Below are 13,168 nucleotides of genomic sequence, written 5' to 3' on the forward strand. Positions count from 1 at the left end.
CCCCGGACACGCTTCACCGTCGGCGCCGACAGCCGCTCAGGCCGACGTCTTCTTCCGGGCGGACGCCTTCTTGGCCGTGGACTTCTTGCCAGCGGCGGTCTTCTTCGCAGAGGCCCCCCTGCCCGTGGACTTCCCGGCCACAGAGCCCCCGGTCGTGGACTTCCTGGCCGCGGACTTCCTGGCTACGGGCTTCCCGGCGGCGGCCTTCCTGGGCGAGGCCGGCGGCTGCTCCTTCGCGGACGCCGCCTTCTTCCTCGTAGCCGGGGGTTCCGACTCCTTCGCCGCGCTCGGAGCCGGACCCGAGGCCGAACTCCCCTTCGCCGACCCCGACTTCTTCGGTGCCGCGGATCCGGCGGACGCCGCCCTCTTCTTCGGGGCCGCCTTCTTGCGGGACCGGCCGGCGAGATGGGTCACCTCGGCCACGTCCCCCTCCGCGCCGCCGCGCTGCGCCGCCTTCGCCGCCCGCACGCTGTTCTCCAGCGCCGCCATCAGGTCGATGACCTTGCCGTCCCCGGTGTCCGGCGCCGGGGACGGCGTCGGCTCGCCGGAGACCTTCGCCGCGATCAGCTCCTCCACCGCGGCCCGGTAGTCGTCGTGCAGCGAGTCCATGTCGACCTCGCCGAGCGTGTCCATCAGGGCGTCCGCCAGATCGAGTTCGGCGTCCCGCACCGTGACGTGGGTGTCGGGGGCGACCTCCTGCGGGGAGCGGAGCTCGTCCGGCCACAGCAGCCCGTGCATCGCGATGACGTCGTCGACGACGCGCAGCATCCCGAGCCGCTCCCGGCCGCGCAGCGCGAACTTGGCGACGGCCACCTTCTGACTCTGCCGGAGCGCCTCGCGCAGCAGCGTGTAGGGCTTGGCCGCATGGGCGCCGTTGGCCGAGAGGTAGTAGGCGGTGTCCATCTGGAGCGGGTCGATCCGGTCCGCCGACACGAAGGCGAGGATCTCGATCGTCTTGGCGGTGTGGCTGGGCAGCGCCGCGAGGTCGTCCTCGGTGATCGGGACGACGGACCCGTCGGCGTCCTCGTACCCCTTGCCGATCTCGTCGGACCCGACTTCCTTGTCCTCCAGCTCGCACACCTTGCGGTACCGGATGCGCCCGCCGTCCTCCAGGTGGACCTGGCGGAAGGAGACCCCGTGGTTCTCGGTCGCGTTGATCAGCTTGATCGGGATACTGACCAGGCCGAAGGAGATGGCGCCGTTCCAGATGGAGCGCACGTGGGGCCTCCCTCCTCATACCGTTCGGACGTTCGGACGTTCAGGCGTCCAGTCGGATTATTCGTCCGCTTTTACCCGGAATGACAGGGTATTACGGTATGACGGTATGACGCCCATCACGGAAGTGGAGGGGCGGCGGCTGCCGCTCAGCAATCTGGAGAAGGTGCTCTACCCGGCCACCGGCTTCACCAAGGGCGAGCTGCTGCACTACTACGCGACGGCGGCGGGCGCCCTGCTGCCGCATCTCCATGACCGCCCGGTGTCGTTCCTGCGCTTTCCCGACGGGCCCGACGGCCAGCGCTTCTTCGCGAAGAACGTGCCGCCGCGGACACCCGCCTGGGTGAAGACCGCGGAGGTGCCGCGCTCCCAGGGCGTCACCCGGCAGATCCTCGTCCAGGATCTGGCCACGCTCATGTGGGCGGCGAACCTGGTCACGGAGTTCCACACCCCGCAGTGGCAGGCCGCCGCGCCCGCGCGGGCCGACCGGCTCGTCCTCGACCTCGACCCCGGGGAGCCGGCCGACATCGTCCAGTGCTGCGAGGTGGCGCTCTGGCTGCGCGAACGCCTCTCGGCCGACGGGCTCCACGCGTACGCGAAGACCTCCGGCTCCAAGGGCCTGCACCTCCTTGTCCCGCTGGTCCCGGTCCCGTCCGAGCGGGCGAGCGCCTACGCGAAGACGCTCGCGCAGGAGGCGGAGGCGGCCCTGCCGCACCTGGTGGTGCACCGCATGGCGCGCAACCTGCGCCCCGGCAAGGTGTTTGTCGACCACAGCCAGAACTCCGCCGCGAAGACGACGGCCGCCCCCTATACGCTGCGCGCCCGCGCCGAGCCGACCGTGTCGACGCCGGTGACCTGGGCGGAGGTCGCGGCCTGCCAGGACCACGGCGACGCCGGTGACCTGGTGTTCCTGGCCGACGACATCGCGCCGCGGCTCCAGCGGCACGGGGATCTGCTCGGCCCGCTGACCGAGCCCGCCCGGGCCGGCCGGCTGCCGTGACCGGAAGGCGTCAGACCCGCGCCCACGTCCCCCGGTCCCGGGCCATCGCGTGCAGCGCCTCCACGTCCGCCGGTTTCAGCAGACCTCCGGTCCTGGCAAGACCGGGGAGCTCCGCCTCCGTCAGCAGGGTCACGTCCCGCGGCGGCAGCCGGACGTCCAGTGCGGCCGGTTCCACCACCACGAGCCCGGCCCGCACCTCGGCGGTGAGCGCGAACGACGCCCGCGACGCCTCGGACCGCACCCGGCGGAGCATCGGCTGCGGCTCGCCCCGCCCCGCCGTGACCATCGGATCGCCGACCCGCACCCGCTGCCGGTGCGCGGGCAGCACGTGCAGCGCGAACAGCCCCCCGGGCCCGATCAGCAGATGGTGGACGTACGTCCCGCCGGGCAGCGGCACCGAGTGCAGGACCCGCCAGCCCGCCCCTTCGAGCCCGTCGAGCGCCCCGCCGACCAGTTGCTGCGCGGCCAGCGCCCGGCGCCGCGGATCAGTGCGGAGCCTGCGCTGGGACGCCGGATCGCGGTCGAGGGCGATCAGGAGGGCCTCTCCGGGGCGGTTCGGCGCGAGGTCGTCGTCGGGGTGGAGGCTGAGTCTCGCCAGCTCGGCGGGGGTGGGCACCGGCGGCGGCCCGACGGCGACGTGCCCCACGATGAACGGGCGCAGCGCGTCGAGCACCTCCTCCCGGTACGCCTCGGCGAGCAGATTGACCCGGCCCGCCTCCCGGTCGTACCAGGCGACGTTCCGGCCGTCCTCCCCGTAGACGTAGAGCCGCTCCTGACCGTGCCGCCAGGTCGGTATGACGCGCAGTCCTTTCATGCCCCATCACCCCCTGACCATGGGAGCAGCAAGGCCGCCGCAGGGCAAGAAGGCGGCGGTCGCCGGAGTCGGCAGGTCGACAAAAAAGGACGTGCCCCCCAATAAGGTGTGCTCGACGACAGCATCACCCGGTACGGCAGGAGTGCAGTGACGCCCAGGCGCCTCGGTCTTTCGGCTCTCGCGGTGTCCGCCGCCCTGCTCCTCGCGGGCTGTGGGGACAGCGGCGGGCTCGAAGGCGCGGGCCCGGCCGCGACGGCGGTGGGCCCGCGCCACCTGTGGCCGTCGCTGACCCCCGCGTCCGCGCCCGCCGACGACTACGGGGCGGGCGAGACGCAGGTGGTCAAGGGCGTCGCGGTGCCCGGCGGCGACCTGCGCGAGGTGAACCCGGTGGCCGTGATCCGCGCCCAGGCCGCCGCGGAGCCGGACACGTACAAGGACGTCGCCAAGGGGCTGGCCGACTGCGGCGACCCGGGTCCGAAGAGGTCCGGCTGCCCGGTCCTCGACGCGTACTACGCGGACCTGACGGGCAACGGCAAGGACGACATGGTCGTCGCCGTGCGCGCGCCGAAGGGCCAGCTCGTGGTCCGCGTCTACATGTACGCGGACGGCAAGCTGACCCAGATCATGGACGACGAGGACGCGGTCATCAGCGTCCAGCTCGCCGACCGCAGCGTGGTGGTGCGGGCGGTCGCCGACCTGTCGGGGTACGAGTACCGGACCTCGTGGTCGTACGACAGTCACCAGCGGGCGATGCTGCCGACGCGCGACGAGATCGTGCGCACCGGGCCGCCGACGACGCCGGTGCCGGAGACGCCGTCCGGCCCGGTCTCCCGGTCCCCCTCCGCCTCTCCCCCGGTCGCGGCCCCACCTTCCGCGTCGTCCCCCTCCTCCACGTCGTCCCCGTCGTCTCCGTCGTCTCCTTCGCCGGCGGGCGGGTCGTGACGCGCCGGCCGCGGCTGCCCGCCTGGACGGCGTCGCTGACCTGGAAGGCCGCCGCGTTCCTTGCGGTCATCTGCTGCGGGCTCGCCGCGCTGCTCGGCATCCTCGTGCACGTCTCGGTCACCGATCAGACGGTGCGCGAGGCCCGGGAGCGGGCGCTGGACCGGCTCGACGAGGCGACCGAGGCGTTCCGGGCCGGTGGCCGGCTGGGCCGGGGCGCCGCCCTCGATCCGCCGGGGCTGCCCGCCTCGCTGCGTGCCCTCGCCGTGCGCGGGGAGCGCGGCACGATGGTCGGCCGCCACGACGCGCGCCCCACGATGTGGGCGGCGGGCCCGGCCGAGGGCGGCAAGGCGCTCGCGGTACGGATCGACTACGCGCAGGGCGCCCGCACCATCGACGGCCTCGACCGGGCGATCCTCGGCTCCTCCGCGCTGGCCATCGGCGCGACGCTGCTGGTCGGCGTGTTCGCGGTGACCCGGGTGACGCGGCGGCTGCACACGACGGCCCGGGTGGCCCGCAAGATCAGCGCGGGTGAGCTGGACGCCCGGGTCAACGATCCGCGGACCAGGGACCGGGGCCGGCACCAGGACGAGGTCGCGGCGGTGGCCGGCGCCCTCGACAGCATGGCGTCGTCGTCGCAGGCCCGGATCCTGGCCGAGCAGCGCTTCACCGCCGACGTCGCCCATGAGCTGCGTACGCCGCTGACCGGACTGCACGCCGCGGCGGAACTGCTGCCGCCTGGCCGCCCGACCGAGCTGGTGCGCGACCGGGTCGCCGCGCTGCGCACGCTCACCGAGGACCTGCTGGAGATCTCCCGGCTCGACGCGCGCAGCGAGCGCGTGGACCTCGACGCCACCTGGCTGGGTCCGGTGGCGGAGCGGGTGGTGCGGGCCTCTGGCACCGAGGCCGTGGTCGTCGTCGCCCGGGACGTGTGCGTGGTGACCGACCGGCGCCGCCTGGAGCGCGTCCTCGGCAACCTCGTGGTCAACGCGCACCGGCACGGCGCCGGGCCCGTCGAGCTCACGGTGGACGGCCCGGTGATCACGGTGCGGGACCACGGCGAGGGCTACCCGGACTATCTGGTGGAGCACGGGCCGCAACGGTTCCGGACCGAGGGCGGCGCGAAGGGCCACGGTCTCGGGCTGACCATCGCGTGCGGGCAGGCCGAGATCCTGGGCGCGCGCCTGCGCTTCGCCAACGCGCCGGACGGTGGCGCCCTCGCGACGCTGACGCTGCCCGGCCCGGAAGCCGCCCGCTGATCCGGCGGTCCCCGCTCACCCTGGCGGCGCCCGCCGCCGTGCGCATCCCCCGGGCGGCGCATTAGGTGTGAGGCAGGGCGTCGCCCCCGTACGGCCCTGTCCTCGCGTCCCCCCAGGAGGTCCGCCGTGTCCGCACGGACCGTCACCACCCGCATCGGCCTGACCGTCGCCGTCCTCGCGACGCTGACCGCCGTCGCGTCCCCCGCCCTCGCCGACGGCTCCACGGACGGCGCGGGCGACCGCGCGCCGGTCTACAAGGGCCGGGTCACCGCCAGGTCCGGGCTGCTGCTGCGCGACTCCCCCACCCGCGGCGGCCGCGTCGTCCGCTCGGAGCCCTACCGCGCCGTCGTCCGGATCTTCTGCAAGACGAGCGGCGGCAACGTGGCCGGCAGCCGCCTCTGGTACCTGCTCACCGACGGCACCTGGGCGTGGGGTTCGGCGAAGTACATCGACAACATCGGCGCCGCGCCCCGCTGGTGCTGACATAAGCGGATATCACGGGCCGGCTTGCTACTTTCCCGCCATGACAGCCCCGACCGCGCCCCCTTCGGTCCCCGCCGTGCGTGTCCGCCGGCGCCCGGGGACCGAACTCGCCCTGATCGTCCTGGCCGTCCTCTTCAGCGTCTACGGGTACTGCGCGGTCGGGCTCGCCAGGGACGGCTCCGTCCCGCCCGGCGCCGCCGGTTACGGCGCCGGGCTCGGTGTGCTCGCGCTCCTCGCCCACGTCGCCGTCCGCGTCCGCGCCCCGTACGCGGACCCGCTGCTGCTGCCCATCGCGGTGCTCCTCAACGGCCTCGGCCTGGTCCTCATCTACCGCCTCGACCTGTCGACCCCCCGCGACGAGGCGGCCCCCACCCAGCTGGTCTGGTCGACGCTCGGCGTGGGCCTGTTCATCGGGTTCGTCCTCTTCCTGCGCGATCACCGGGTGCTCCAGCGGTACGCGTACCTCTGTGTCGTCGCGGCTCTGGTCCTGATGATCCTGCCGATCTTCTTCCCGGCGGTGAACGGCGCCCGGATCTGGATCAGGATCGGCGGTTTCTCCATCCAGCCCGGCGAGTTCGCCAAGATCCTGCTCGCGATCTTCTTCGCCAGTTACCTCGCGGCCAACCGCAACGCCCTGCGATACACCGGCAAGAAGCTCTGGAAGCTGCAACTGCCCACGATGCGGGTCTTCGCGCCGATCCTCGCGATCTGGCTGATCAGCGTCCTGGTCCTGGTCCTGGAGACCGACCTCGGCACGTCGCTGCTCTTCTTCGGCCTGTTCATCGTGATGCTGTACGTGGCCACGGGCCGCGCCAGCTGGATCGCGATCGGTCTGCTGCTCGCCTCGGCGGGCGCGTTCGTCGTGGCCTCCTTCGAGCCGCATGTGCACGGCCGCGTCGAGGACTGGCTGCACCCCTTCGCCTCGGTCGACGCGGGGGACGGCGCGAGCCAGCTCGCCCAGTCGCTGTTCGCGTTCGCGGCGGGCGGCATGCTCGGCACCGGGCTCGGCCTCGGCCACTCGGTCCTCATCGGCTTCGCCGCCAAGTCCGACTTCATCCTGGCGACGGCGGGCGAGGAACTCGGCCTGGCCGGGCTGACCGCGATCTTCCTGCTCTACGCCCTGCTCGTGGAGCGCGGCTACCGTGCGGGCCTCGCCCTGCGCGACCCCTTCGGGCGCCTCCTGGCCATCGGTCTCGCCTCGATCGTCGCGCTCCAGGTCTTCGTCATCGCGGGCGGCGTGATGGGGCTCATCCCGCTGACCGGCATGGCGATGCCGTTCCTCGCACAGGGCGGCTCCTCCCTCGTCACCAACTGGATCATCGTCGCGATCCTCGTCCGGGTCAGCGACCGGGCACGGGGCGGCCTGCCGCCCGCCGGACCCCGCGACGGCCCCGGCAAGCCCCTCAGCGACGTGGACACCGCGGGGGCCGCCGCGTGACCAGGTACATCCGGCACGCCTCGGCCTTCTGCCTGCTCCTGCTGGTCGCGCTGCTCCTCAACGCGGCCCGCGTCCAGGTCTTCCAGGCCGGTTCCCTCGGCGACAACGCGGCCGACCGCCGTTCCACCATCGCCCGTTACAGCCAGCCGCGCGGCGACATCCTCGTGCGGGGCAGACCGGTCACCGGCTCGCGGGACACCGGGGAGTCGCTGCGCTACGAGCGCACCTACAAGAACGGCCCGCTCTACGCGCCCGTCACCGGATACGCCTCACAGACCTACGGCACGACGTTCGTCGAGAACGCCGAGGACGGCCTCCTCTCCGGCACCGACCCGATGCTCGCTCCGATCCCGTTCTGGAACGAGATCTCCCGCTCCCAGGAGCCCGGCGGGCACGCGGAGACCACCATCGACGCCGCGGCGCAGCAGGCCGCGTACGCGGGGCTCGGCGGCAAGAAGGGCGCGGTCGCGGCGATCGAGCCGTCGAGCGGGAAGATCCTGGCGCTCGTCTCGACGCCGTCGTACGACCCGCAGTCCATCGCGGGCACCGGTGCGGCGACGACCCGCGCGTGGTCGAGGCTGAACGCCGACCCCGACCAGCCGATGCTCAACCGGGCGCTCCGGCAGACGTATCCGCCGGGTTCGACGTTCAAGGTGGTCACGGCCGCGGCCGTGCTGGAGGACGAGGTCGTCGCAGGTACCGGCACCAGGACCGACACCCCGTCGCCGTACACGCTGCCCGGCACGACCACCCGGCTGATGAACGAGTCCTCCTCCGACGCCTGCGAGAACGCGAGCCTGGAGTACGCGCTGCGGGTCTCCTGCAACACCGTGTTCGCCAACCTCGGGGTGCGGGTGGGCCTTTCGGGCATGGTCAGGATGGCGGAGAAGTTCGGCTTCAACGACGGCGGCATCAAGATCCCGATGACCGCCGCCGTGTCCAACTTCGACACCGGTATGAACAAGGCGCAGCTCGCGCTCTCCGCCATCGGCCAGTACGACACGGCGGCCACGCCGTTGCAGATGGCGATGGTCTCGGCGGCCGTCGCCAACGGCGGCGTGCTGATGTCCCCGCACCTGGTGGAGCGGACCACGGCCGGCGACGGATCCACCGTCTCCACCACCGCCGGCAAGACCTACAAGCAGGTCATGTCGCCTTACACAGCTACCGAGTTGCAGCGGATGATGGTCGACGTCGTGGAGCGCGGCACCGGCACGAACGCGCGGATCGCCGGGGCGACGGTGGGCGGCAAGACCGGCACCGCGCAGAACGGCGTGCACAACGAAGGCGTCCCGTACGCCTGGTTCCTCTCCTACGCCCGGGCCGACACCGCGTCCGCGCCGCAGGTGGCGGTGGCCGTGGTGGTGGAGGACGCGGCGGCGGACCGGGCGGACATCAGCGGCGGCGGCAGCGCGGCACCGATCGCCAGATCGGTGATGCGGGCCGTGCTCGACTCCGCGGAGCGCTGACGCGGAGCGGGGGCACGGCCCCGCGGCCCCCTCAGTCCTGTGCGCCCGCGCTGATCGCGGCCTGCACCTCCGCGACCCGGTCGTGCTCCTCCGCCGCGAAGCGCTCCGCGTCCAGCTTCTCGGCTATCTCCTCGTCCTGGGTCATCAGCAGGTCGAGGTTGGAGTCGCCCATCTCGAAGACGCCCATGTCGAGGTAGGCCTGCTGGAGGCGCTTGCCCCACAGGCCGATGTCCTTGACGCACGGCACGATCCGGGAGAACAGCAACTGCCGGAACAGCGCGAGGAATTCGGACTGCTCCGTGTACTCGTCGGCCTGCGCCTTCGGGATGCCGAAGTCCTCCAGGACCTCGACGCCGCGCAGCCGGTCGCGCATCAGGTAGCAGCCCTCGATGACGAACTCCTCGCGCTCGCGCAGTTCGGCGTCGCTGAGCTGCTTGTAGTAGTCGCGCAGCGCCATCCGCCCGAAGGCGACATGGCGGGCCTCGTCCTGCATGACGTAGGCGAGGATCTGCTTGGGCAGCGGCTTGTCGGTGGTGTCGCGGATCATGCCGAACGCGGCGAGGGCGAGGCCCTCGATGAGGACCTGCATGCCGAGGTAGGGCATGTCCCAGCGGGAGTCGCGGAGCGTGTCACCGAGCAGGGACTGCAGGTTGTCGTTGATCGGGTAGAGCATCCCGATCTTCTCGTGGAGGAAGCGGCCGTAGATCTCGGCGTGCCGCGCCTCGTCCATGGTCTGCGTCGCCGAGTAGAGCTTGGCGTCGAGGTCGGGAACGGACTCGACGATGCGCGCCGCGCACACCATGGCGCCCTGCTCCCCGTGCAGGAACTGGCTGAACTGCCAGGAGGCGTAGTGCTTGCGCAGCTCGCCCTTGTCCTTCTCCGTCATCTTCGCCCAGTGGGGCGTGCCGTACAGGGACATCGCTTCGTCCGGGGTGCCGAGGGGGTCGTACGGGTCGACCTCCAGCTCCCAGTCGATGCGTTTGGCGCCGTCCCACTGCTTGTCCTTGCCCTTTTGGTAGAGGGCGAGCAGCCGGTCGCGCCCGTCGTCGTAATCCCAGCTGAAGCGGGCCGAACCGGTCGACGGTACCGACCAGTTGGGCTCGTCCGGGGCCCTGGTGTACAGCTCATGCGTCGACATACCGGCAGGCTCACACGGTGATAGACGCGGGGTCAACAAGTCGCGCACGAGGGATTGACGCCCTTGCTGACGCGCAGTCTCATAAGGAGAAGCACAGTGGTGACTGCTGGTAACTCCGAGAACAGGGATGGGGAGTCAGCGATGACGACCATGACGGACGCCGACGCGGTGGAAGGGCTGCGTGACGCTCTCGGTCTGCTCAAGGACCGCGAGCAGGTGGCCGAGCGGCTGCTCGACTCCTCCGCCAAGCACTCCTTCGACCCGGACAAGGAGCTGGACTGGGAAGCCCCCTTCGAGGAGGGCAAGTGGTTCTGGCCGCCGGAGCTCGTCTCCCTGTACGGTACCCCGCTGTGGGACCGGATGAGCGAGGAGCAGCGGATCGACCTCTCCCGCCACGAGGCGGCGGCGCTCGCCTCGCTCGGCATCTGGTTCGAACTGATCCTGATGCAGCTGCTCGTCCGGCACGTCTACGACAAGGCGGCGACGAGCGCCCACGTCCGGTACGCCCTCACCGAGATAGAGGACGAGTGCCGGCACTCGAAGATGTTCGCGCGGCTCATCACACGCGGCGGGACCCCGCACTATCCGGTGGCGCCCGTCCACCACACGCTGGGCCGCCTCTTCAAGACGATCTCCACGACCCCGGGTTCGTTCACGGCCACACTGCTCGGCGAGGAGATCCTCGACTGGATGCAGCGGCTCACCTTCCCGGACGAGCGGGTGCAGAGCCTCGTGCGCGGTGTGACCCGCATCCACGTCGTCGAGGAGGCGCGCCACGTCCGGTACGCCCGTGAGGAGCTGCGGCGCCAGATGGTGACGGCGCCGCGCTGGTCGCAGGAGTTCACGCGCCTCACCTCGGGCGAGTTCGCCCGCGTCTTCTCGGACGCCTTCATCAACCCCGGGGTCTATGCGAACGTGGGGCTCGACCAGAGGCAGGCCGTGGCGCAGGTCAGGGCGAGCGGCCACCGCCGGGAGATCATGCAGACCGGCGCGAAGCGGCTCACGGACTTCCTGGACGACATCGGCGTGCTGCGCGGCGTGGGCCGCCGGATGTGGAAGTCGTCCGGTCTTCTGGCCTGACGGAGACGGCGGGGTGACGGCTACGCTCGCGCCATGACCTCGGCAACCGGTACGCCCGCCTACAAACGGCTCAGCGTCGGGGAGCGGCGCGCGCAGCTGCTCGAAGCGGCGCTGTCGCTGTTCGCGCACCGGGCCCCCGAGGAGGTCTCGCTCGACGACGTGGCGGAGGCCGCCGGGGTCTCCCGGCCCCTGGTCTACCGCTACTTCCCGGGCGGCAAGCAGCAGTTGTACGAGGCCGCGCTCCGGTCCGCCGCCGACGTGCTGGAGCAGTGCTTCGCCGAGCCGGCCGCGGGTCCGCTGACGGCCCGGCTCGCCCGCGCGCTCGACCGCTACCTGGCCTTCGTCGACCAGCACGACATGGGCTTCGCGGCGCTGCTCCAGGGCGGCAGCGTCGTGGAGACCTCGCGGACGACGGCGATCGTGGACGGGGTCCGCCGCGCCGCCGCCGTGCACATCCTCAGCCACCTCTCGGCGCCGGTACCGGGCCCGCGGCTGCGGATGACCGTCCGCATGTGGATCACGGCGGTCGAGGCGGCGTCGCTGATCTGGCTGGACGAGGGGAAGCAGCCGCCGCTCGGCGAGCTGCGCGACGGCCTGGTCGACCAGTTCATGGCGGTCCTGACGGCGACGGCGAGCCGCGACCCGCAGACGGCCGGGGTCGTCCGCGACGCCCTCGCCCTGGAGAGCCCGGAAGGCCCGGTGGGCGAGCTGGCGCACCGGGTGCTGCCGGTGGTGAGCGACGCGGCGCACCTGCTGTGAGCCCGGCACGTGCCGCGGGCGGCGGCCGACACCTGACACTGGTGACGTGAAGAGCGAAGACATCCCCTTTGAGGGCGGCCCCCTCGACGGACGGTCCCTGCCCGTCCTCGTGACCGCCACCGGCAATCCGCCCAAGGTCTACAAGGTGCCCGTGCCGGACGCGGACGGCGGGCCCGACACCGTCCTCGTGTACGTACGCGAACCCGTGGTCGACGGGAAGGCGGTGCGGCTCGTGCAGAAGTGGCGGTACGTGTTCGCGCCGGACGGGAAGGCCGAGCGGGGCCTCCGGTGGCCCTGGCCGAGGAAACGTGACTCGTAAGGGCGGCTGATTGGGCCGAACCGCGCAGTCCGCCGCGTGGGCACGGGTGCGGTCTGAGCATGTTTCACGGTGCGGGACACGGAGGCTGGCCCGCACCGGAGGTGATGAGGTGTCAGGCAGGCTGGTGCGATGGGTGTGCGCGGCCGCCGTCGCGGGGGTGATGGCGGCCCCGGGCCCGGCGGGCGCGGCGGCGGAACCGGAGCCAGGACCCGGCGGCGAGCAGTCCGTTGCCGAACTGCTGACGGAGCTTCAGGCGCTGTACCGGCAGGCCGAGGAGGCCACCGAGGCGTACAACGCGACCGAGGAGGAGCTCGAACAGCGCCGTACGGAGGCGGAGTCCCTCGCCGAGAAGCTGGCGGCGGCGCGCGGCTCGCTGCACAGCAGCCGGCAGGCGGCCGGGCGCCTCGCACGGGAGCAGTACCAGGGGCGCAGCGAGATCTCCCCGTACGTGCGGCTGCTGCTGGCCCGTGACCCGCAGCACGCGCTCGACCAGGGCCACGTCGTCCGGCGGGCCGCCACGGAGCGCAAGGCCACCCTCGACCGGCTGGCCGGCGACGAACGGAAGGCGGATGGCCTGGCCACGAAGGCGCGGGCCGCCCTCGACGAGCAGCAGCAACTCGCCGCGGAGCGGAAGGAGGAACGGGACGCCGTGCGGACGCGGCTCGGGGACGTCGAGGAGCTGCTCGCCTCCCTCACGCCGGGCCAGCTCGCCGAGGTGGGCCGGCTGGAGGAGTCCGGGACGGCCGACGCGCAGCGGGCGCTCGTCACGTCGGGGGCGCTCGGTACGGCCGCCAGGGCGCCGTCCAAGGCGGGCGACGCGGCGCTCTCGTACGCCCTGCGGCAGATCGGGAAGCCGTACGTGTGGGGCGCTGAGGGGCCGGGCTCCTTCGACTGCTCCGGGCTCACCTCGCAGGCGTGGGCGCACGCGGGCCGCAAGATCCCGCGGACGTCGCAGCAGCAGTGGGCCCGGCTGCCGCGCGTGCCGCTCTCCCGGTTGCGCCCCGGCGACCTCGTCGTGTACTTCCCCAAGGCCACGCACGTCGCGCTGTACCTCGGTGCCGGGAAGGTGGTGCAGGCGCCGCGGCCCGGCGCACGGGTGAAGGTGTCGCCGATCGCCGCGAACCCGGTGCTCGGGGCGGTGCGGCCGGACCCGGAGAACAAGCCGATGACCGGGTACCGGCCGCCGTCGCTGCCGCGCGGGGCGATGTCGGGCGGTGACGCGGGGTACGACAGCCCCGCGCCCTGAGAGCCTGCC

At 72.4% G+C, this 13,168-nt stretch carries 13 protein-coding genes; 10 read left to right on the plus strand and 3 right to left on the minus strand.

Annotation, left to right across the window (positions count from 1 at the left end; translation table 11 throughout):
* Positions 1-36 precede the first annotated feature (36 nt).
* Positions 37-1,218 carry a non-homologous end joining protein Ku gene (gene ku, locus ACZ45E_RS30890; protein ID WP_468226919.1) on the minus strand — a complete coding sequence of 394 codons (1,182 nt, stop codon included), beginning with the start codon at positions 1,216-1,218 and terminating at the stop codon, positions 37-39.
* A 106-nt stretch (positions 1,219-1,324) separates the two neighbouring features.
* Between ku and ligD the strand changes: the two genes are divergently transcribed.
* Positions 1,325-2,215: a non-homologous end-joining DNA ligase gene (gene ligD, locus ACZ45E_RS30895; RefSeq protein ID WP_468226922.1), complete on the plus strand. Its 891-nt coding sequence runs from the start codon at positions 1,325-1,327 to the stop codon at positions 2,213-2,215.
* Positions 2,216-2,225: 10 nt separating this feature from the next.
* Here the strand turns inward: ligD and ACZ45E_RS30900 are convergent, their stop codons facing one another.
* A complete protein-coding gene (locus tag ACZ45E_RS30900; protein WP_468226924.1) occupies positions 2,226-3,029 on the minus strand; it encodes an NERD domain-containing protein in 804 nt (267 codons plus the stop codon).
* 147 nt (positions 3,030-3,176) lie between these two features.
* Here ACZ45E_RS30900 and ACZ45E_RS30905 point away from each other — a divergent pair, with 147 nt between their 5' ends.
* The 5 genes from ACZ45E_RS30905 (at position 3,177) to ACZ45E_RS30925 (ending at position 8,617) form a co-directional block, all read left to right on the plus strand.
* On the plus strand, positions 3,177-3,971 hold the full coding sequence (locus ACZ45E_RS30905) for a hypothetical protein (protein WP_468226926.1): 795 nt from the start codon (positions 3,177-3,179) through the stop codon (positions 3,969-3,971).
* A complete protein-coding gene (locus ACZ45E_RS30910) occupies positions 3,968-5,227 on the plus strand; it encodes an ATP-binding protein (protein WP_468226928.1) in 1,260 nt (419 codons plus the stop codon). The genes ACZ45E_RS30905 and ACZ45E_RS30910 overlap by 4 nt, the downstream gene beginning before the upstream one ends.
* Before the next feature lie 126 nt (positions 5,228-5,353).
* Positions 5,354-5,710 carry an SH3 domain-containing protein gene (locus ACZ45E_RS30915; RefSeq protein WP_468226930.1) on the plus strand — a complete coding sequence of 119 codons (357 nt, stop codon included), beginning with the start codon at positions 5,354-5,356 and terminating at the stop codon, positions 5,708-5,710.
* Positions 5,711-5,750: 40 nt separating this feature from the next.
* Positions 5,751-7,148, plus strand: a complete 1,398-nt coding sequence (locus tag ACZ45E_RS30920) for an FtsW/RodA/SpoVE family cell cycle protein (RefSeq protein WP_468226931.1) — start codon at positions 5,751-5,753, stop codon at positions 7,146-7,148.
* Positions 7,145-8,617: a penicillin-binding transpeptidase domain-containing protein gene (locus ACZ45E_RS30925; protein WP_468226933.1), complete on the plus strand. Its 1,473-nt coding sequence runs from the start codon at positions 7,145-7,147 to the stop codon at positions 8,615-8,617. Before ACZ45E_RS30920 ends, ACZ45E_RS30925 begins: the two co-directional genes overlap by 4 nt.
* A 31-nt stretch (positions 8,618-8,648) precedes the next feature.
* On the opposite strand, the gene ACZ45E_RS30930 is transcribed toward ACZ45E_RS30925, so the two are convergent.
* Positions 8,649-9,755, minus strand: coding sequence for a ferritin-like domain-containing protein (locus ACZ45E_RS30930; RefSeq protein WP_468226936.1), 1,107 nt, complete (start codon positions 9,753-9,755; stop codon positions 8,649-8,651).
* 141 nt (positions 9,756-9,896) lie between these two features.
* Between ACZ45E_RS30930 and ACZ45E_RS30935 the strand changes: the two genes are divergently transcribed.
* The 4 genes from ACZ45E_RS30935 (at position 9,897) to ACZ45E_RS30950 (ending at position 13,159) form a co-directional block, all read left to right on the plus strand.
* On the plus strand, positions 9,897-10,835 hold the full coding sequence (locus tag ACZ45E_RS30935; protein WP_468226938.1) for an AurF N-oxygenase family protein: 939 nt from the start codon (positions 9,897-9,899) through the stop codon (positions 10,833-10,835).
* Between the two features lie 33 nt (positions 10,836-10,868).
* Positions 10,869-11,594 carry a TetR/AcrR family transcriptional regulator gene (locus ACZ45E_RS30940; protein ID WP_468226941.1) on the plus strand — a complete coding sequence of 242 codons (726 nt, stop codon included), beginning with the start codon at positions 10,869-10,871 and terminating at the stop codon, positions 11,592-11,594.
* 46 nt (positions 11,595-11,640) lie between these two features.
* Positions 11,641-11,913, plus strand: a complete 273-nt coding sequence (locus ACZ45E_RS30945; RefSeq protein ID WP_468226943.1) for a hypothetical protein — start codon at positions 11,641-11,643, stop codon at positions 11,911-11,913.
* A 109-nt stretch (positions 11,914-12,022) separates the two neighbouring features.
* Complete coding sequence (locus ACZ45E_RS30950; RefSeq protein WP_468226946.1) at positions 12,023-13,159, plus strand: C40 family peptidase; 1,137 nt, start codon at positions 12,023-12,025, stop codon at positions 13,157-13,159.
* The last annotated feature ends 9 nt before the right edge of the window (positions 13,160-13,168 follow it).

The organism is Streptomyces sp. NPDC030991, assembly GCF_055571235.1.